The sequence below is a fragment of the Streptomyces sp. NPDC059499 genome (assembly GCF_042749285.1).
Classification (GTDB): domain Bacteria; phylum Actinomycetota; class Actinomycetes; order Streptomycetales; family Streptomycetaceae; genus Streptomyces.
Map to the genome: position 1 here is coordinate 189,682 of NZ_JBHYTT010000002.1, position 19,802 is coordinate 209,483.

The 19,802-nt window shown below is 69.1% G+C and carries 17 protein-coding genes and 1 tRNA gene; 13 read left to right on the forward strand and 5 right to left on the reverse strand.

Annotation, left to right across the window (positions count from 1 at the left end):
- Window positions 1–230 precede the first annotated feature (230 nt).
- Entirely contained in the window at window positions 231–2,465 is a 2,235-nt protein-coding gene (locus ACFW9O_RS06190) for a transglycosylase domain-containing protein (protein WP_384605673.1), read from the forward strand.
- Window positions 2,466–2,551: 86 nt separating this feature from the next.
- Here the strand turns inward: ACFW9O_RS06190 and ACFW9O_RS06195 are convergent, their stop codons facing one another.
- Window positions 2,552–3,016, reverse strand: coding sequence for a GatB/YqeY domain-containing protein (locus ACFW9O_RS06195; RefSeq protein ID WP_351165615.1), 465 nt, complete (start codon window positions 3,014–3,016; stop codon window positions 2,552–2,554).
- A 79-nt stretch (window positions 3,017–3,095) separates the two neighbouring features.
- On the opposite strand from ACFW9O_RS06195, the gene ACFW9O_RS06200 reads away from it, so the two are divergent.
- The 7 genes from ACFW9O_RS06200 to ACFW9O_RS06230 all read left to right on the forward strand — a co-directional run bounded on the left by ACFW9O_RS06200 (window position 3,096) and on the right by ACFW9O_RS06230 (window position 9,175).
- Entirely contained in the window at window positions 3,096–4,034 is a 939-nt protein-coding gene (locus ACFW9O_RS06200; RefSeq protein ID WP_351165613.1) for a metallophosphoesterase, read from the forward strand.
- A 110-nt stretch (window positions 4,035–4,144) separates the two neighbouring features.
- Window positions 4,145–4,218: transfer RNA gene (locus ACFW9O_RS06205), tRNA-Pro, on the forward strand.
- 674 nt (window positions 4,219–4,892) lie between these two features.
- Window positions 4,893–5,276, forward strand: coding sequence for a VOC family protein (locus ACFW9O_RS06210; RefSeq protein ID WP_384605681.1), 384 nt, complete (start codon window positions 4,893–4,895; stop codon window positions 5,274–5,276).
- Window positions 5,277–5,641: 365 nt separating this feature from the next.
- On the forward strand, window positions 5,642–6,904 hold the full coding sequence (locus ACFW9O_RS06215) for an LAETG motif-containing sortase-dependent surface protein (protein ID WP_384605684.1): 1,263 nt from the start codon (window positions 5,642–5,644) through the stop codon (window positions 6,902–6,904).
- Between the two features lie 181 nt (window positions 6,905–7,085).
- Window positions 7,086–7,781 (forward strand): orotidine-5'-phosphate decarboxylase, encoded by a 696-nt coding sequence (gene pyrF / locus ACFW9O_RS06220; RefSeq protein WP_384605687.1) that lies wholly within the window; start codon window positions 7,086–7,088, stop codon window positions 7,779–7,781.
- A 70-nt stretch (window positions 7,782–7,851) separates the two neighbouring features.
- On the forward strand, window positions 7,852–8,223 hold the full coding sequence (locus ACFW9O_RS06225; protein ID WP_351165599.1) for a VOC family protein: 372 nt from the start codon (window positions 7,852–7,854) through the stop codon (window positions 8,221–8,223).
- Between the two features lie 103 nt (window positions 8,224–8,326).
- Window positions 8,327–9,175 carry an NAD(P)H-binding protein gene (locus ACFW9O_RS06230; RefSeq protein ID WP_384605690.1) on the forward strand — a complete coding sequence of 283 codons (849 nt, stop codon included), beginning with the start codon at window positions 8,327–8,329 and terminating at the stop codon, window positions 9,173–9,175.
- 151 nt (window positions 9,176–9,326) lie between these two features.
- On the opposite strand, the gene ACFW9O_RS06235 is transcribed toward ACFW9O_RS06230, so the two are convergent.
- Window positions 9,327–9,887 (reverse strand): NAD(P)H-dependent oxidoreductase, encoded by a 561-nt coding sequence (locus ACFW9O_RS06235; RefSeq protein WP_384605693.1) that lies wholly within the window; start codon window positions 9,885–9,887, stop codon window positions 9,327–9,329.
- Window positions 9,888–10,002: 115 nt separating this feature from the next.
- Between ACFW9O_RS06235 and ACFW9O_RS06240 the strand changes: the two genes are divergently transcribed.
- Window positions 10,003–10,668: a TetR/AcrR family transcriptional regulator gene (locus tag ACFW9O_RS06240; RefSeq protein WP_384605696.1), complete on the forward strand. Its 666-nt coding sequence runs from the start codon at window positions 10,003–10,005 to the stop codon at window positions 10,666–10,668.
- On the opposite strand, the gene ACFW9O_RS06245 is transcribed toward ACFW9O_RS06240, so the two are convergent.
- Window positions 10,665–11,873 carry a damage-control phosphatase ARMT1 family protein gene (locus ACFW9O_RS06245; RefSeq protein WP_384605699.1) on the reverse strand — a complete coding sequence of 403 codons (1,209 nt, stop codon included), beginning with the start codon at window positions 11,871–11,873 and terminating at the stop codon, window positions 10,665–10,667. The two genes, ACFW9O_RS06240 and ACFW9O_RS06245, sit on opposite strands and share 4 nt — an antisense overlap.
- Window positions 11,874–12,142: 269 nt before the next feature.
- On the opposite strand from ACFW9O_RS06245, the gene htpG reads away from it, so the two are divergent.
- Together htpG and ACFW9O_RS06255 are read left to right on the forward strand one after the other, a co-directional pair.
- The gene (gene htpG, locus ACFW9O_RS06250; RefSeq protein ID WP_384605701.1) at window positions 12,143–14,059 is read left to right on the forward strand and encodes a molecular chaperone HtpG; all 1,917 of its coding nucleotides are present in this window, start codon (window positions 12,143–12,145) and stop codon (window positions 14,057–14,059) included.
- Window positions 14,060–14,614: 555 nt separating this feature from the next.
- Window positions 14,615–15,409 (forward strand): SGNH/GDSL hydrolase family protein, encoded by a 795-nt coding sequence (locus tag ACFW9O_RS06255; RefSeq protein ID WP_384605704.1) that lies wholly within the window; start codon window positions 14,615–14,617, stop codon window positions 15,407–15,409.
- A gap of 87 nt (window positions 15,410–15,496) precedes the next feature.
- Here ACFW9O_RS06255 and ACFW9O_RS06260 read toward each other — a convergent pair whose 3' ends face one another.
- Window positions 15,497–15,955, reverse strand: coding sequence for a nuclear transport factor 2 family protein (locus tag ACFW9O_RS06260; RefSeq protein ID WP_384605708.1), 459 nt, complete (start codon window positions 15,953–15,955; stop codon window positions 15,497–15,499).
- 51 nt (window positions 15,956–16,006) lie between these two features.
- Entirely contained in the window at window positions 16,007–16,843 is an 837-nt protein-coding gene (locus ACFW9O_RS06265) for a class I SAM-dependent methyltransferase (protein WP_384605711.1), read from the reverse strand.
- Between the two features lie 90 nt (window positions 16,844–16,933).
- Between ACFW9O_RS06265 and ACFW9O_RS06270 the strand changes: the two genes are divergently transcribed.
- Together ACFW9O_RS06270 and ACFW9O_RS06275 are read left to right on the forward strand one after the other, a co-directional pair.
- Complete coding sequence (locus tag ACFW9O_RS06270; protein ID WP_384605713.1) at window positions 16,934–18,748, forward strand: prolyl oligopeptidase family serine peptidase; 1,815 nt, start codon at window positions 16,934–16,936, stop codon at window positions 18,746–18,748.
- A 192-nt stretch (window positions 18,749–18,940) separates the two neighbouring features.
- Window positions 18,941–19,720 carry an SURF1 family protein gene (locus ACFW9O_RS06275; RefSeq protein ID WP_384605716.1) on the forward strand — a complete coding sequence of 260 codons (780 nt, stop codon included), beginning with the start codon at window positions 18,941–18,943 and terminating at the stop codon, window positions 19,718–19,720.
- Window positions 19,721–19,802: the final 82 nt, after the last annotated feature.

The following is a 19,802-nucleotide window of genomic DNA, read 5'->3' on the forward strand; positions in this document are numbered from 1 at the left end:
AAGGCGTCTTCGCTGGTCAGGCAGCTACCGTCACCTCACGCGACGCCGGGACCGGGCCGGCGTCGGACTTCCGTCCACAAGCCACGTGCCGGCCACCACCCCTGCCGCGCACCCGTCCACGTCGAAGCCCCGGCTTGCGGCCACGCACGGATGTCACGGTCTGGTACTCGAACGCTCCGAGGACCCCCCGCCCCTGCGGAACGCCGCCCACTTCGGATTAGGCTGCCCTCATGCCAAAGAAGCGCTCAGGCGGGGGTCTCACCACGACCCAGCAGGCCGCCAAGTTCCTCGGTGTCGCCGCGCTGTCCGGAGCTGTGCTGGCGGGCATCGCTCTGCCGGCCGCCGGAGCGCTGGGCCTCGCAGCCAAGGGGACGGTCGAGGGATTCGACGAGATCCCCTCCAACCTCAAGACTCCGCCGCTGAGCCAGCGGACCACGATCCTGGACAGCGAGGGCGGTCTCATCGCGACCGACTACTCCCGCGACCGGACCGTCGTCCCGCTCAAGGACATCTCCCCGTACATGCAGGACGCGATCATCGCGATCGAGGACTCGCGCTTCTACGAGCACGGGGCCGTCGACCTCAAGGGCATCCTGCGTGCGATGAACCGCAACGTGCAGTCCGGCGGTGCCGCGCAGGGCGCCTCGACCCTCACCCAGCAGTACGTGAAGAACGTCTTCGTCGAGGAGGCGGGCGACGACCCGGAGAAGGTCGCGCAGGCCACCCAGCAGACCCTGGGCCGCAAGGTCCGTGAGCTGAAGTACGCGATCCAGGTCGAGGAAGAGCTCGGCAAGAAGAAGATCCTGGAGAACTACCTCAACATCACCTTCTTCGGGCAGCAGGCCTACGGCGTCGAGGCCGCCTCCCAGCGGTACTTCTCCAAGCACGCGAAGGACCTGAAGGTGGAGGAGGCCGCGCTGCTCGCCGGCCTCGTCCAGTCACCGACCCGGTACGACCCGGTCAACGACACCGAGGAAGCGACCAAGCGTCGCAACATCGTGCTGCAGCGCATGGCGGCCGTCGGGGACATCTCGCAGGACGAAGCCGACAAGGCCATCGCCAACCCGATCAAGCTGAACGTCAGCGAGCCGAAGAACGGCTGCATCACAGCCGTCGCCGGTTCCGGCTTCTTCTGCAACTACGTGCGCCAGGTCGTCCTCAACGACCCGGCCTTCGGGAAGACCGACGAGGAGCGGGCCAAGCTCTGGAACCTCGGTGGCCTGACGGTCAAGACGACACTCGACCCGAAGGCGCAGCGGGCCGCCAACGAGGCGGCGACCTCGAAGGTGAACAAGGACGACAAGGTCGCCGCCTCGGTGGTGCAGGTCCAGCCCGGCAGCGGCAAGATCCTCTCGATGGCCCAGTCGCGCCCGTACGGCCTGGACCTGAAGAAGCACCAGACGATGCTCAACCTCGGCGTCAGCAACAAGATGGGCGGCAGCACCTACGGCTTCCAGGTCGGTTCGACCTTCAAGCCGATCACCGCCGCCGCGGCTCTGGAGAAGGGCATCAGCCCCGCTCAGAGCTTCTCCACCGGCTGGAAGCTCTCGCTGCCGCAGGACTCGTACCGCACCTGCTCGGGTGCCCCGGCCGGCGGCGGCAACTGGGACCTGCAGAACGAGATGGAGTCCGAGAAGGGCTCCTGGGACATGACAGGTGCGCTCGGCAAGTCCATCAACACCTACTTCGCCCTGCTGGAGCAGAAGGCCGGTCTGTGCGAGACCGTCGAGATGGCGAAGAAGGTCGGCTACGAGCGGGGCGACGGCAAGGAGATCGAGGAGCACGCCTCGATCACCCTCGGCGGCGAGGTGAGCACCCCGCTGTCGATGGCCTCCGTGTACGCCACGTTCGCCAACCGGGGCACGTACTGCTCACCGATCGCCATCGAGGCGATCATCGACCCCGACGGCAAGAAGATCGACGTACCGAAGTCCGAGTGCTCCCGGGCGATGAGTGAGCCGACGGCGGACACCATCAGCCAGATGCTCAAAGGCGTGGTCGAGGACGGCACCGGCACGCTGGCCGGTCTCACCGACCGCGACAACGCCGGCAAGACGGGTACGACCAACGACCGCCTGGACGCCTGGTTCGTCGGCTACACCCCGAACCTCTCGACCGCGGTGTGGGTCGGCGACGACATCGGCGAGAAGACCACCAAGATGTACAACATCACCATCGGTGGTCAGTACTACGACAAGGTCTGCGGCGGCTGTCTTCCCGGTCCCATCTGGAAGATCGCGATGACCGGCGCGCTGAGCGCGTCGGAGACCCCGTCCTTCAACCCGATCTCGGTGCCGCGTGCCAAGCCGAAGGAGGACAAGGACAAGGACAGGGACAAGGGCCGGGACCGCGAGGACGGCGACGACAGGCCGGGAACCGACGACCCGATCGGCGGCGTCACCTTCCCGCCGGGCATCATCGGCGGAAACGACGGTGGCCCGCGCGGCGGCGGCAACGGTCCCTGACCCTTCAGGGCGGGCACAGACATGAAGGAGGGCGCTCCCCGGTCCGGGGGCGCCCTCCTTCGTCACTCCGTACGCCTCGTCGGCTCTCAGCCGGCGAGGAGCTTCTTCACCGTGGCAGCGACCCGGCCGCCCTCGGCGAGCCCCGTCACCTTCGGGTTCACGATCTTCATGACGGCACCCATCGCGCGCGGCCCCTCGGCGCCGGCAGCCTTCGCCTCCTCGACCGCGGCGGCGACGATGCCCGTCAGCTCCTCGTCCGTGAGCTGCTTGGGGAGGTACGCGTCGAGCAGCTCGCCCTCCGCCTTCTCCCGCTCGGCCGACTCGGTCCGGCCGCCCTGCGCGAAGGCCTCGGCCGCCTCACGGCGCTTCTTCGCCTCCTTGGCGATCACCTTCTGCACCTCGTCGTCGGAGAGCTCGCGCGACGTCTTGCCGCTGACCTCTTCCTTGGTGATCGCGGTGAGGGTGAGCCGGAGGGTGGACGAGGTGAGCTCGTCACGCGCCTTCATGGCCGTGGTGAGGTCTTCCTTGAGCTTGGACTTGAGCGTGGTCATGCGGCGATTGTGACAGGTACGGGGCACCTGCCGCCCGCCGGTTTTCCTCTCGCCGCACCGTGTCTGCGACGATGGGCGCATGCGCGCACGCTACGGAGTACCCCTGAAAGTCACGGCAGTCGGCGCAGCGGTCGGTGCCGCCGGCCTCGTGTACGCCGCCGGATTCGAGGCCCGCTCGTTCCGCCTGCGACGGATCGCGATCCCCGTACTCCCGCAAGGGGCACGGCCGTTGCGCGTACTCCAGGTCTCCGACATCCACATGGTGAGCGGTCAGCGCAAGAAGCGCGCCTGGCTGCAGTCGCTGGCCGGCCTGCGCCCGGACTTCGTGGTGAACACCGGCGACAACCTCTCCGATCCCGAGGCGGTGCCCGAGCTGCTCGACGCACTCGGTCCGCTGATGGAGTTCCCCGGGGTGTACGTCTTCGGCTCGAACGACTACTACGGCCCCAAGCTCCGTAACCCCGCCCTCTATCTCCTGGAGAAGATGCAGGGCAAGCACGGCCTCAACGGAAACGCCCCGGCGGTGGGCGTTGTCCACAACCCGTGGGAGCCGATGCGGGACGCCTTCGACGCGGCGGGCTGGCTCAACCTGTCCAACACCCGCGGCCACCTCAAGCTGGACGGCCTCGAGCTCGGGTTCACCGGCCTGGACGACCCGCACATCAAGCGGGACCGCTACGCCGAGGTCTCCGGCGGCCCAGCAACGGGCGCCGACCTGTCGATCGGCGTGGTCCACGCCCCATACCTGCGCTCCCTGGACGCCTTCACCACGGACGGCTACCCCCTGATCCTGGCGGGCCACACCCATGGGGGCCAGCTCTGCATCCCCTTCTACGGCGCCCTCGTCACGAACTGCGACCTGGACACGGACCGGGTGAAGGGCCTCTCCAGCCACACGGTCGGCGACAGGCGCGCCTATCTCCACGTATCGGCCGGCTGCGGCACGAACCGCTACACCCCGGTCCGCTTCGCCTGCCCGCCGGAAGCGACCCTGCTGACACTGACGCCTCGCGACTGAGTGTGACCGGACGATCACGGCGCCCTCGCGCCGACCGAGACAAAACCGGATTTCGCCTCCGGGCACCGGTGGGCTAAAGTAATCGATGTCGCCGGGCAACCGGTGGGCATCGGGGTGTAGCGCAGCTTGGCAGCGCGCTTCGTTCGGGACGAAGAGGTCGTGGGTTCAAATCCCGCCACCCCGACAGCTGAAACACCAGGTGAGGCGCCTAGGAGCATTCCTAGGCGCCTCACCTGTTTCGCGTGCGTGACCATCCGCGTGGCTACGGTTACGGATCAGCCGACTGTCCGTGGCTACTGCTGCTCCGGTCCGGATCCGATTCCAGGGAACCTCCTCGGTGACACCGGTCCGGTGATCCATTCGCGGTCGACTTCGCACACGGCCTGAGGGACGACGACGTTCCTCAGCCGCCGCTCTATCCCACCGTCCAGAGGGCACGGGGGCACAGGCCTCGAACGCCGCAGGTCAGCGCACATCCGCGTACGGGGCCTCCGAAATGGAGCCCTCCGTTCGCGTGACCGCGCCCCAGAGATAGCCTGCTCGCCCGCTTGATGCCTCTGGAGGCCCTGTGCACGACGTCGTCTCTTTCGCGCTGGGCCCTCTGCACCTGTATTGCCTCTTGGTGTTCGTGTGGGAACTGGATCGTCAGACCCGTGGACGGAACCCGAGGAAGCCGTGGATCTTCTCCGCTGTCGTGGCGATCGCTCTTGCCGAACTGCTCGACAGCTGACTCCTCACCGCACGGCAACGGTCCCGCACTTGGGCGTGACAACGTGCCGGCTGCGACGAAAGTGGGCTGGTGCCGTCTCGCCGCAACTCGGTGGCGGACCGAGCGGTGCGTCCGGCAGGATCTCGCGCATGGTCTCGGTATTGCAGAACGTGGCGATCGACTGTGCGGATGCCTATGCGCTGGCGCGGTTCTGGAGTGAGGCGCTCGGTCGTCCGCTGCATCAGGATGACAAGCCGGGCTCCCGGGAGACCGAGGTGATGCTGCCCGAGGGCCCGCTGCTGCATTTCAACCAGGTGCCGGAACCGAAGACGATCAAGAACAGGTTCCACCTGTGCCTGCGTCCGGAGACCACGCGCGAGGAAGAGGTCGAGCGGCTGTTGAAGCTCGGGGCCACCCTCGTCGACGATCGCCGGGAACCCGACGGCGCCGGCTGGGCTGTCCTCGCGGACCCCGAGGGCAACGAGTTCTGTGTTCTCCGCAGCGAGGCCGACCGCGCAGCGATGCCTTCCTGACGCTCCCGCACACAACGGCCGGATGTTCCGCAGCAGTTGGTCGCAGTCATCCGTTGACCGCAGCGACGAGGACGGTCGCTTCGTGGCGTGCTCCTGGACCGCCCTCACTGCGGGGCGGCGCCGGGAGGTCGCGGGACGACGCACCCGGGGTCATGTGGCGTTCCTCACAGCGAAAGCGCACGCAGTGAAAGCAACTGCACCCTTTCGTCTTTTCTGTCTGTCCCTGTGGTACGGCGACGGCCGGAACGGGTGAGGAAATCGTGAGGGGTGATCGTTGTCCCGGCCATACGATCACCTCAAGTCGCGTCTGCGTGTCCCATTCCGCTGCGACCCCTTCTTTCTTTTTCGGACCCCGAAGGGCTCTTGTGAAGATTCGCCGGATTCTTGCCACAGCCGTTGCCGCCGCAGTGACCACACCTGCCCTCCTGCTGTCGGTCACCCCCGCATTCGCCGCCGATAAGCCGGCTGCGCAGACGCAGGAGAAGCCGTCCATCGCGGAGCTGGAGAAGGCCGCGGAAGCAGCACAGGCGGTGTACGACGCCGCCGTACTGGCCGAGAGCGCCGCCACGGAGGCTCTGGAAGCGACCATCTCCGACACGTTTCCCCTGACCGTGGCCGCCAAGGCCGCCGAGCAGGCGGCGGCGGAGGCCGCCACCGCGAAGACCGCCGCCGACCAGGCGGTCGTCGACGCCAAGGCGGCCGTCGACGCCCTTCCGGAGACGGCCACCGAGGAGGAGAAGACCGCTGCGGCGACGACTCTCACCGAGGCAGAGGCCACGGCAGCGGCAGCCGGTGTGGCCAAGGCCGCCGCCGACGCCGAGGTCGTGGAGGCCGTGGACGCGCGCGACGACGCGCGGGTCGCCGCGGTCCGGGCGCTCGACACGGCGCAGAAGGCGACCAAGCAGGCGCTCGCCGACAAGAAGGCCGCCGACAAGGCGCTGGCCGACGCGAAGGAAGAGGAGGGCGAGGAGGGCGAGGACTGCGTCCCCGAGGCCAAACTCACCACGGTCGTCACCGGTCTGCCGTCCACCGTCGTCGCCGGCACGAAGGTCAACTTCAAGCTCCGGGTGACCAACGGCACCAAGAAGACGATGGACGAGGTGCTGCCCTTCGCCTACGTCCACGCGACCGACGAGAGCGGCCTCAACGACATCGACGACCTGGTGCACCTGCAGTGGTCGTCCGCCTCCTCCTCGAAGTGGGAGACCGTCGACAACGAGCACTACATGGACGCCATCAGCCCGCTGAAGGCCGGCGCCCACGCCGACGTGAAGATGCGCCTCACGATCGACGCCTCGGCCCCCGCGGGCAACGGTGTCACCTTCGTCGCCGGTGACTACTTCAACGACAACGGCACCTGCGGCGGGACCCCGGACCTCGAGGGCTACGAGTTCCTGATCGCCGCCGCCGGAACCAAGCCCGGCAAGGTCGACGGCGCCAAGCCCACGGCCACCCCGGACCTCACGCCGCAGACCGGCACGTCGGCCAGTCCCGTGAACGGCAGCCTCGCCGCCACGGGTTCGTCCTCCGCGACGTCGCAGCTCGCCCTCGCGAGCGGCGCGGCCCTGGCGATCGGCGCGGGCGCGGTGTTCGTCGCACGCCGCCGCAAGGCCGGCTCCCACGCCTGACGCATGAGCCGGGGTGCCGACCAGGAACCCCGGCCCGCACGTTGACCGCGCAACGGGCCCGACACCGGACGGTGTCGGGCCCGTTGTCGTCACACGGGGGTTCGGCGCGCGGGACGAAGGGCCCGCAACAGGCAGCACGGGCCTTCTTCGCGGCCCGCGTGCCACGTACGAGAATGGCTCCGTGGAACCAACCGGTCCGATCATCGTCGCCCTGGATTTCGACAGTCGCCGAGCTGCTGAAGCGGTCGTCGACCGGCTCGGTGACGAATGCCGCTTCTACAAGGTCGGGCTGGAGTTGCTCACGGCGGCGGGCCCCGACCTCGTCAGGCACCTTGTCGCACAGGGCCATGAGGTGTTCCTGGACCTGAAGCTCTTCGAGATCCCGAACTCCGTTGCCGGAGCGGTCCGTGCCGCAGGCGCGTTGGGCGCGTCGATGGTGACGGTCCACAGCATGGGCGGCACCGGCATCATGGCCGCCGCGGTGGCCGCGGCCCGTGAGTTTCCACGCCTGCGTGTCCTGGCCCTGACCGTCGTCACCAGCATGACCGGCACGGACCTCGCCGACATCGGAATCGGCAACTCTGCCGAGGAGCAGGTGCTGCGCCTGGCGGGGCTGGCGGAGAAGGCCGGATGCCATGGCGTGATCGCATCGCCGCAGGAGACCGCGCCGTTGCGCGGCCTGCTGGGCCCCGACTCCCTGATCGTCACTCCAGGAGTCACGCTGCCCGGCGAGTCCCGGGCCGAGCACGCCCGCCCCGGTACACCGCGTACCGCCATCGCCGCAGGCGCCTCGTACATCGTCGTGGGGCGGTCGGTCACACGAGCGGAAGACCCCGTGACAGCGCTCCGGAGGTTCCGCTCGGACGCGGGGCTATAACCCACGCACCGGCATTCCAGGCGCCGTTCGGGAGGCCGTACCCGGACCGTCACGAGGCACACTGGCCGACATGCCTCTCTCGCTGCACCACATCGTCATCGACGCCCACGACCTGCCCGCCCTGGCCCGGTTCTGGGCCGAGGTGCTGGGCTGGCGCATCCTGTCCGAGCGGGAGCGGGAGGTCGTGATCGGGCCGGACGAGTCCGCCCCGGTGGGCATCTGCTTCATGCCGGTGACGGACCGAAAGGTCGTCAAGAACCGTCTGCACCTTGATCTGACCAGCGGTGCGAAGGACCGGGAGGCGGAGATCGAACGCGTGCTGGCACTCGGCGCCCGCAGGGCGGACGTCGGGCAGAGCGGCGACGAGTCGTGGACCGTACTGGCGGATCCGGAGGGGAACGAGTTCTGCGTTGTCCGGCCGAAGGAGACCCTCATCGGCTAGCCCGTACGAGGCGGTGCTTATTGCACAGGAGGAGCTCTGGTGGGCCGCGCGACAGCGGGCCTTGCGGACAGCATCTGACCTAATGCCGTCCTACGGTCGTGCCATGACACAGACGCAGAAGATTCTTGTCACCGGCGCCACCGGAACCGTCGGCCGCCAGGTCGTCGCCGAGCTGGTCTCCCGCGGCCACACGGTTCGCGCCCTCACCCGGGATGCGTCGAAAGCCGCCTTCCCGGCGGGCGTCGAGGTCGTCCAGGGCGATCTGACCGACCCCGGCAGTCTGATCCCGGCCCTGGACGGCGTCACCGGCCTCCACCTGATCACCTTCGGCGCCCACTTCGTTCCGCTGGAGACGGGCCCGCGGATCATGGAGCTGGCGCGCGCGGCCGGAGTGCGCCGGGTCACCGTGCTGCACGGTGGCGGATCGTCGTCGCTGGAGGACGCCGTGCGTGCCGACGACGGTGTCGACTGGACCGTGCTCATGCCGGTCGAGTTCATGGCCAACGCCCTGGAGTGGGCGGGCGGGATCGCGGCCTCGGGCGAGGTTCGCGAGCCGTTCGTGTCCCGGCTCAGCGCCATGGTCCACGAGGGCGACATCGGCTCCGTCGCCGCGGTCGCGCTCACGGAGGAGGGGCACGGGGGCCGGGAGTACGTGCTCACCGGCCCCGAGCTGCTGACCGTCGGCGACAAGGTGGCGACGATCGCCGCCGCCCGCGGCAGGGAGATCGCCCTGGTCGAGCTGACCGAGGAGGAGGCGGTGGCGCAATGGCGGGCGGCGGGCCACCCGGAGGGGATCATCGGCTTCCTGCTCGAGGCGTACGGGAACACCCCGGAGGTGGGCCGTACGGTCGTCGACACGGTCGAGAAGGTCACCGGACAGCCGGCCCGCACGTTCACCCGATGGGCTGCGGAGCACGTGGACGCCTTCACGGCGCAGCCCCTCGCGTCGTAACCCGGCGCCCCCTGGAACGCCGCGCGACGACCGGGCGCCGGGACATCGCGCAACTGCGCCGCCCGGCGCGAACGCGGGCGGCGCAGTGACGTGTGTACGGTCCGGGCGGCGGCGCGGCATCCTCGGCGTGCCGCCGTCGGGGTGAGCTGCGTCAGGCAGCCGCGGCGGCGGTCTGCTCGGTGACCTGGCGGATGACCTCGGTCAGCGAGGTGACGACCTCGGCGTCATCGGCCGGGTGGATCTCGGCGAAGCGGGTCACGGAGCCGGGGATGGACAGCTTGGCGTCCTCGAGGACGGCGCCGCCCGCGATGCCGACTGCCTTGCGGACATCGTCCTGGGCCCAGACGCCGCCGAACTGGCCGAAGGCGGTACCGACCACGGCGGCCGGCTTACCGGTCAGGGCGCCCGCACCGTACGGGCGCGACAGCCAGTCGATCGCGTTCTTCAGCACGGCCGGCATGGTGCCGTTGTACTCCGGCGAGAACAGCAGGAAGGCGTCGGCCCGGCCGGCTGCCTCACGCAGTCGGGCGGCAGCGGCGGGGACGCTGCCCTCGACGTCGATGTCCTCGTTGTAGAAGGGCACCTCGGCGAGGCCCTCGAAAAGCTCGATGTCGGTGCCGGTGGGCGCGTGCTTGGCGGCGGCCTCGGCGAGCTGGCGGTTGTGGGAGCCGGCGCGGAGGCTGCCGACGAGGGCGAGGATGCGTACAGACATGGGGAACTCCTGGGAGACGGAGACTGCGGAAGCAAGCGGACCACGGTCCGTTTAAAGTTGTACCACCTAAACGGACCGCGGTCCACTTTTTCTTCCCTGGCGTTACGCTGAAGACATGAACGGTCCCGTCCCTCCGCCCTCCAGGCCGTCCGAACCCGGCGAGGAGCGGACACATCTCCCGCTCGCGCCGGCCGGTGAGCCGCCGGAGCAGCTGCGGGCGGACGCGGCGCGCAACCGCACGCGTCTGCTGGACGCCGCCTCCCGCCTGCTGACCGGGTGCGGCGCGGCGAACCTCACCATGGAATCGGTGGCCAACGCCGCGGGCGTGGGCAAGGGCACCGTCTTCCGGCGCTTCGGCGACCGCACCGGCCTCCTCCTCGCGCTCCTCGACCACCGCGAGGGGCTGCTCCAGGCCGCCTTCCTCTCAGGACCGCCGCCCATGGGCCCGGGCGCCCCCGCAGCGGAGCGGCTGCACGCCTTCGGCCCCGCCGTCATGCGCCACGAACGAGGTCACCACGAGCTGATCCTGGCCTCCCGCACCGATCCGCTGCGTGCCTACGCCGTCCCGGCCAACCGCCTGCGGCTGAGCCACGTCACCATGCTGCTGCGCCAGTTGGACGTGGTCGGCAACCCGGAGCTCCTCGCGCACACCCTGCTGGGATCGGTCGACACCGCCCTCGTCCACTACCTGACCCGCGAACGCGGCATCGCGCTCGACCAGTTGGAGCAGGCCTGGCACGACCTCGTCGACCGCCTCGTGCAGGCACCGCCGCAGCCCTAGGAGCCACCCTCGCCGCGTGCCTGGATCAGGGCGTGCGTACCGCTGGTGCGCCAGGCCCGGCCCGATGCGTCGAGGGCACTCAGCGTCTGCGGCTCCAGCCCGACGACGACGTCGGACTTCAACGTGCGCAGCGCGGCCACGGGCCCGGGGAAGTACGCCGTACGCTCCGCGAAGGGCGTCGTCGGGTCCCACAGCCGGTCACCCACGAGGCGCCGGTAGTTGAGGTCGCCCTTCAGGATCGTGAGCGCGCCGGCCCCCCATTCCTTCCGCAGGTCCTCGGGCGCCATCTCGTACGGCAGTGGCGCGCAGAAGAACGCATGGGCGCGCACCTCCAGGCGCCCCTCCCCCATCGCCTCCCAGAGACGCCGGCCGATCCCGCCCGCGGCACCGGTTGCCCGGACGAGGCGGCGCAGGGAATCGATGACGTCGGCGGTCGTCGCGTCGGAGACGTAGTACGGGCCGGGCTTCACGTGCAGCACGGCACGCTCCGCATGACCTTGCGTCAGCAGGTGGTCGATCAGGATCAGATCGGGGATCAGCTCCCGGCCGGCATTGTCCGCCACCACGGAGACAGTCGCCGGGGCCCCCACGGGGAGCAGCGCCCACAACAGGGCACTGTCGTCGGCCACCAGCCCGGGGTCCGCGTCTCCCAGCGGTTCGTCCGCCGCCACCCGGAAGCCGAGATCGGCGCGATTGCCCCAGAGCGAGGCGTGCAGCAGAGCCGTCGCCCGCTCGTCGGCCGGAGCGTCGGCGAGCCGGTCCAGGGAACGGAGCTCGTCGTCGACCGTGCTGCCTTTCAGTTCCGCCAGCTTGAAGGGAGCGAAGGGGTCGATGCCCTGCCACGGCCCTTCGTCGAAGTACTCGACGGCCGCGAGGAGCCTGCGGTAGAAGTAGCTCTCGGCCCAGAGGAACGGGGCGTCGAACCACGGCCGTCCGAAGTGCTCACGCCCCCAGTCCTGCCAGGTTCCGTGGTCCGGTGCCGCGGCGTCGAGGGGTTCCACGGCTCCGTGCGTGATCTCCTCCAGCAGCGCGTCGAACGCACGGTGCTGCCGGGGACCGTACGGAAACGCCTCACGCACCTGCTGGATCAGCGCCGGATGGCGATCGGCCAGCACGCTCCGGGCGAACGAACCGGGCTCGTTGCCGAGGATCACCGGTGCACCGGCGCCTCCTGCCGTCTCTGAAAACGCTCGCGCATCGCCCATGCGCCCCAGTCTGCCGGGTCACGAGGTCGAGGCGATCAGCCACGCCTGTGCGGCAGCGCGCGGGAAGGGGTCCCGGCGGCAACTGCGCCACCGGCCCGTGAGCCCCATCGCCCCCTGTGCGTACGCTGCTTGACGGAACGCGCCGGGCGTCTCCACCCCGGCACCCGGGCCCACCGAACGCATCCGGGATGCGGCACATGGGCACCGCGGGGGCTGGCTACGATATGTCTCGGCTCAGATGACTTACCCCAGAAAGGGAACCTGCACCCATGCCGGCCGAGACATTCGAGTTCCAGGTAGAAGCGCGTCAGCTCCTGCAGATGATGATCCATTCGATCTACTCGAACAAGGACGTATTTCTGCGGGAGCTCATCTCCAATTCCTCGGACGCACTCGACAAGCTGCGCCTCGAAACTCTTCGTGACGACACACTCGAGGCGGACTCCTCCGACCTCCATATCGCCGTCGAGTCAGATAAGGAGCAGCGCACGCTGACTGTGCGCGACAACGGAATCGGAATGTCGCACGACGAGGTCGTGCAGCTGATCGGAACGATCGCGAACTCCGGAACGGCGAAATTCCTGCAGGAGTTGAAGGAGGCCAAGGACTCCGCCGCGTCCGAGGAACTCATCGGGCAGTTCGGTGTCGGTTTCTATTCGAGTTTCATGGTGGCCGACGAGGTCACGCTCCTCACCCGGCGCGCCGGTGAGAGCCAGGGCACGCGCTGGACGTCCAGCGGTGAGGGCACATACACCGTCGAGTCCGTCGACGACGCCCCGCAGGGCACCGCGGTCACCCTGCGGCTCAAGCCCGAGGACACCGAGGACCAGCTCTTCGACTACACGTCGCCCTGGAAGCTCAGGGAGATCGTCAAGCGGTACTCGGACTTCATCACCTGGCCCATCCGTATGGCCGCCGCGACGGCGGGTGAGGACGGAGCGGCGCCCGAGATCGAGACGGTCAACTCGATGAAAGCGCTGTGGGCACGGTCGAAGAACTCCGTGACCGATGAGGAGTACAGCGAGCTGTACAAGCACATCAGCCACGACTGGACCGACCCGCTCGAGACCATCCGCATGCAGGCGGAGGGCACATTCGAATATCAGGCCCTGCTTTTCCTGCCCTCCCACGCACCGCAGGACCTGTACATGCAGGGGCACAAGCGCGGGGTTCAGCTCTACGTCAAGCGCGTGTTCATCATGGACGACTGCGAAGCGCTCATGCCGACGTATCTCCGCTTCGTGAAGGGCGTTGTCGACGCGCAGGACCTGTCACTCAATGTGTCGCGTGAAATTCTTCAGCAGGACCGCCAGATCGAGCTGATGCGCCGCCGGCTGGTCAAGAAGGTGCTCTCGACGGTGAAGGACATGATGTCCGCCGCCCCGGAGAAGTACGGGACGCTCTGGAAGGAATTCGGCCGGGTTCTCAAGGAAGGCCTGCTCCAGGACTTCGAGAACCAGGACACGATCCTGGAGATCTCCTCGTTCGCCTCGACCCAGGACGAGGAGGGACTGACCACACTGCGCTCGTACGTGGAGCGCATGAAGGAGGGTCAGGAGCAGATCTTCTACATGACGGGCGAATCACGCGCGGCCATGGAGAGCTCGCCCCATATGGAGGCCTTCCGCGCCAAGGGCTTCGAGGTCCTCCTCCTGACGGATCCGGTCGACGAGGTCTGGGTCGAGTCCGTGCCCGCGTTCGACGGCAAGCAGCTGCAGTCGATCGCGAAGGGCGAGGTCGACCTCGACACCGACGAGGAGAAGAAGCAGGTCGAGGCCGAGCGCGAGAAGCAGCAGCAGGACTACGCCGGCCTGCTGACCTGGATGACCGAACAGCTGGGCGAGAACGTGAAGGAGGTCCGGCTCTCCTCGCGGCTCACCGTCTCACCGGCCTGCATCGTCTCGGACTCGCACGATGCCACCCCGGCCCTGGAGAACATGTATCGCGCCATGGGCCAGGAGGTGCCGCACATCAAGCGGATCCTCGAGCTCAATCCCTCTCACCCGCTGATCAGCGGTCTGAAGAAGGCGCACGCCGAACAGGGGGACGGCGCGGAGGCCGGTACGGAGCTGGCCGAGGCGGCCGAGCTCGTCCACGGGCTCGCCCTCCTGTCGGACGGTGGCGAACTGAGCGATCCCTCGCGCTTCAGCAGGCTGATGGCGGACCGGCTGGAACGCACGCTGTAGACAGACCCGCACGCACGAACCGCGGCCGCCAGGTGCTCCTGGCGGCCGCGGTCGCGTTCGGGGCGAATGAGCCTTCCGCGCCGGAGGAGCGACCGCAGCCGCATTCGGGGGGACGGCGGCCGCGTCCGGGGGACGGCAGGCGGCGTATTCGGGGGACGGCAGGCGTGTTCGGGGAGGGGCGCGAGCGTGTTCGGGGAGGGACGCAGGCGTGCTCGGGGAGACGCCAGGCACGTCCGGCGTAGCGGCCGTCGCGTTCGGCTGACGCCAGTTGTGAAGGCGGATTCTCCCGGCGTACGGGCGCCGCGCGGCCGCGAACCACACGGGTCGCGGTGACGCAGAGAGGTCACGGGAGTGGCGCGGATGATCCACAACTTCACCCATTTGAGGTCCAGTTGAAGGTTTATCTACGCGCGGAGCATCGACTCCCGAACGATCATTCGGGCATATCAGACGACTTCCTGCAGCGCCATTACCGGCGGGTACCGGGAGCTGCTACAAACATGCTCGCCCCACGAACTCCCCACCCATCCCCCACACTTCGAAGGGCTGGCAGTCATGTCAGTACGCACCTTCTGGGCCTCCGCATCCACCCTCGCCATCGCCGCCGTGGCCGCACTCGGCATGGCACAGCCGGCATCCGCCGCCGGCGACAACTACGTAGCTCTCGGTGACTCCTACTCCTCAGGTGTCGGTGCCGGGAGCTACACCTCGGAAAGTGGTGGCTGCATGCGCAGCACCAACGCCTACCCGTCCCTCTGGGCGGCCGCGAACGCTCCGTCGTCGTTCAAGTTCGTCGCCTGCTCGGGTGCGACGACGGGCTCTGTCTCCAGCGGTCAGCTGAGCGCGCTGAGTTCATCGACCACGCTGGTCAGCGTCACAGCCGGCGGCAACGATGTCGGGTTCGCGGACGTCATGCAGACCTGTGTGCTGCAGAGCGAGGCAACGTGTGTGAGCCGCGTGAACACGGCGGTCTCTCAGATGGAGAACTCGCTGCCGGGGAGCCTCAACTCGCTCTACGGGAACATCCGCTCGAGGGCACCGCAGGCGCACGTGGTCGTGCTCGGGTACCCGCGCTTCTACAAGCTCTCCGGCAGCTGCATCGCCGGGCTCACCGAGACGGAGCGCGGGGCGATCAACAACGCGTCCAACGTCCTGAACGGAGTGCTCGCCAAACGGGCCGCGGACGCCGGGTTCACCTTCTCCAGTGTGGTGGACGAGTTCACGGGACACGAGCTCTGCTCGGGTGACGCCTGGATCCACAGCGTGTCGATTCCGATCTCCAACTCCTACCACCCCAAGGCGATCGGGCAGTCGAACGGGTATCTGCCCGCCTTCCGCTCTGTGGCGTAACGCGCGTAGAAACCTCACGCGGGCGGCGGCACCACCGGGTTCTTCCATTCCGGTGGTGCCGCCGCGTTGTCCGCACCCCGCGGCGGTTCAGTACCTCTCCACGAGGTGCTCCCGGCCTGTCGGCGGCTCGTAGGACTCGGGCCAGAAGTCCGTGACCGCGGTGATCCGCCCTTGGGCGTCGAACGTGAAGAAGTGAATGGCGTGCATCTGGTCGGAGCCCTCCGTGACCAGCGTCCGGGCGGCTGCCTGCAGCCCCTCCCCGTCAGCCACGATTCGCTCGATCCGGACGTGCCAGTCCCCCGGGTAGTCCCGGTTGAACGCGACGAACCGCTCCTTGCCGTGGATCAGCTCACGACTCTGCGGCAGGTCGTAGACCACGTCGTCGGCGAGCGTCGCGGCGAAGGCGTCCCAGTCGCGGGCGTCGGCCGCGGCCCAGTACGCCTCCACCGCGCGCCGCACCTCGGCCGTGCCGACAGCCCTGCCGGAGCTGCTTCCGACCCCGTCCGCCGCGCCCGTCATGTCAGTCGTGCCAGCCGTGTCAGTCATGGGTACGAGTGTGGCCCCCGCCACTGACAACCGGCCGGAAGTCCGGCCCGGTCAGCCGCTGACCGGGCGCGATGCCTTGACCGAGTACATCATCGGGATGCGCGGACGGTCCGCCGCGAATCGGTAGTAGCCGTCCGCGTGCCGCTTCAAGGCCGGATAGCGCGCGAAGAGCGAGGCGTCGTGCTCGTGCAGGAAGTCGATCCGCAGCCCGGCCGCCGCCAGGGCCGAAACCACCTCGCCGACCGGGTGCTGCCATTCGACGCTGCGGTTGTGGACGGTCTCGGCGTCGAAGTCGGCGTAGGTGCCCGGCGTCTCGTCGACCCAGGGATCACGGCTGAAGTAGTCGTACGTGATGGTCGAGCCGGTCTCGTCGTCGAGGCAGTCGGTCAGCGGATGGAACTCGGCGAGGTAGAGAAATCCGCCCGGCGCGACCAGCGAGGCGGCGATCTCCGCCCAGCGGTTCACGTCCGGAAGCCAGTTCAGCGCGCCGAGCCCGGTGTAGACGATGTCGTACGAGGAGTCGGGCACGGCCTGCGCCGCGTCGTACACGTCGGCGGCCACGAACGCCGCTCGCTCCGGCGGCAGCCCCAGCGAACGGGCAAGCCCGCGGGCCTTCTCGACGGCGGGTTCGGAGAAGTCGAGGCCGACGACGTGCGCGGCACCGTGGCGGGCCCAGGACAGGGTGTCGAGACCGATGTGGCACTGCAGATGCAGCAGCGTCCGGCCGGTGACATCTCCGACCTCGGCGAGCTCGAAGTCGCGCAGGGCGTCCTTGCCCGCACGGAAGGCATCGAGGTCGTAGTAGTCGCTGGCGGCGTGAATCGCCACGCGTTCGTCCCAGCGCGCACGGTTCGCATCGTGCCAGTCGTCAGGCGTCGGTGCATACATGCCGGGAAAGTTACCCACAGGCTGGGGGTGCGCGCGAACAGTTATCCACAGGCCGACCGGCTCCGCAGCCGAATCGGGTTGGATGGGGTCATGAGCGAGACACAGAACGACGCGTCCGTACCTGAGTGGGAGCAGCGCTTCCGTGCTGCCCGTGTGTCCCTGCCCGACTGGGCGGAGGACGCTCCCGACCGCTCGCTCTTCGTCTCCAACGCGACCGGCACGTACGAGCTGTACGCATGGGACCGGACGAACGGGGAGCAGCGCCAGGTCACGGACCGGCCCAACGGGACGACCGACGGCGTGCTGACGCCGGACGGCGAGGCGGTCTGGTGGTTCTCCGACACCGACGGCGACGAGTTCGGCGTGTGGATGCGGCAGCCCTTCGGCGGCGGTGCGGACGAGCCGGCGGCACCCGGCCTGGAGCCTTCCTACCCGGCCGGTCTCGCGATCGGGCGGGACGGGACAGCGGTGGTCGGCCGGTCCACGGACGAGGACGGCACGACCGTTCACCTCGTGCGTCCGGGGTCCGAGCCGACTGTCATCTACCGGCACCGGGAGTCCGCCGGGGTCGGAGACCTGTCGCACGACGGCAGCCTGATCGCCCTCGAGCACACCGAGCACGGGGACGCGATGCACTCCGCACTGCGGGTCGTGCGGCCGGACGGTTCGACAGTCGCCGAGCTGGACGACACCGAGGGCGGCACGAAGGAGCTCGGCCTGTCGGTGCTGGGCTTCGCCCCCGTGGCCGGTGACACCCGGCTTCTCGTCGGGCATCAGCGCCGTGGCCGCTGGGAGCCGATGATCTGGGATCCGGTGGCCGGGACGGAGACGGATCTGCCGGTCGATCTGCCCGGCGATGTGGGTGCCGAGTGGTATCCGGACGGATCCGCGCTGCTGATCGAGCACGACTTCGAGGCGCGCAGCGAGCTGTGGAGGTACGAGCCGGGCGCGAAGGGACCGGTGCGCGTCGACACCCCCGCCGGTACGGTGTCGGGCGCCACGGCCCGCCCCGACGGCACGGTGGAGTACCTGTGGTCGTCGGCCGCGCAGCCGCCCGTCGTACGGGCCACGACGGGCGCGGTCGTCCTCGATCCGCCCGGCGCGAAGGCTCCGGCTTCCGTGCCCGTGCAGGACGCGTGGGTGGACGGTCCCGGGGGCCGCATCCATGCCCTGGTGCAGAAACCCGCCACGGGTGACGGGCCGTTCCCCACAGTCTTCGAGATACACGGCGGGCCCACCTGGCACGACAGCGACGCGTTCGCGTCCGGTCCGGCCGCCTGGGTGGACCACGGTTTCGCCGTCGTCCGGGTCAACTACCGCGGGTCGACCGGGTACGGGCGCGCCTGGACGGACGCGCTCAAGCACCGGGTCGGGCTGATCGAGCTGGAGGACATCGCGGCGGTCCGGGACTGGGCGGTGAAGTCGGGGCTCTCGGACCCGGCGCGGCTGGTGCTCGCCGGCGGCTCGTGGGGCGGCTATCTGACCCTGCTCGGGCTCGGCACGCAGCCGGACTCCTGGGCGCTGGGGCTGGCGGCGGTCCCGGTCGCCGACTACGTCACCGCGTACCACGACGAGATGGAGGCCCTGAAGGCGATGGACCGCACTCTGCTGGGCGGGACACCCGAGGAGGTGCCGGAGCGGTTCGAGGCCTCGTCCCCACTGACGTACGTGGATGCCGTGCGTGCCCCGGTCTACATCTCGGCGGGGGTCAACGACCCGCGGTGCCCCATTCGCCAGGTGGAGAACTACGTGGACCGCCTCGCCGCACGCGGCGCCGTCCACGAGGTGTACCGGTACGACGCGGGGCACGGCTCGCTCGTCGTGGAGGAGCGGATCAAGCAGGTCCGGCTGGAGCTCGACTTCGCGCTGAGGCATCTGGGGCTGCCGGCCGGAACGGAAAGCTGAAGCGACAGGAGAGACAGGAGAGACAGGCAACGCAGGCAGGCCACGCAGACGGTCAACACAGAAGGTCAACTCGGACGGGCCGCCAGGGCGGGCCACTGAGACGGCCGACTGGGCAGCCCTGCAGGGGTAAGGCGCGAATAAATGGGGCACCCCGCTCCGGGCGCCCGGAGCGGGGAACCGTACCGTGGAGGGGTGTACCGGTTCCTGCTGACCCCGCGATGGTGGGGGATCAACCTCTTCGTCGTGCTGGCCATCCCGTTCTGCGTGTTCATGGGCACCTGGCAGCTCGGCCGCTTCGAGGACCGCGTGCAGTCGCACGAGGAGGCCGAGAAGCAGCCCGATCCGGGCACCCGGACCGCGAAGCCGCTCGCCGAGCTGCTGCCCGTGGACCAGGAGACCTCCGGTCGGCCCGCCGTCACGACCGGGACGTACGCCGACCAGTTCCTGGTCCCCGGGCGCAAGCTCGACGACCGTGACGGCTTCTACGTGCTGAATCTGCTGCGTACCGACAGCGGCAAGGCCCTCCCGGTCGTACGCGGCTGGCTCCCCGGCACCGCGGGTCGCGCGGACGTGCCCGCGGCTCCGGCCGGTGAGGTCACCGTGACCGGCGATCTGCAGGCCTCCGAGAACACCGGCAGCGACGGTGTCAGCACCAGGGGCGGGCTCCCCGAGGGCCAGCTCGGCATGATCAGCGCCGCGTCCCTGGTGAACCTCGTCCCGTACGACGTGTACGACGCCTGGGTGACCCTGACCGAGCCCGAGGAGGGTGGGTCGGGCGGTTCGATGAAGCCCGTGCCCGCCGTGGCTGCTCAGGGCAGCGGGCTCGACCTGAAGGCCTTCCAGAACCTCGGCTACACCGGTGAGTGGTTCGTCTTCGGCGGCTTCGTCCTGTTCATGTGGTTCAGGCTGGTGCGCCGCGAGGCGGAGGCCGCGCGCGACGTGGAGCTGGGACTCGCGGCCGACGCCGACTGAGAGTACGGGTGCAGGAGGTACGCGAGAGGCCCGCCGGTTCCTGTCCGGCGGGCCTCTCGACGTACGTGCCGTCGCTCCGTCG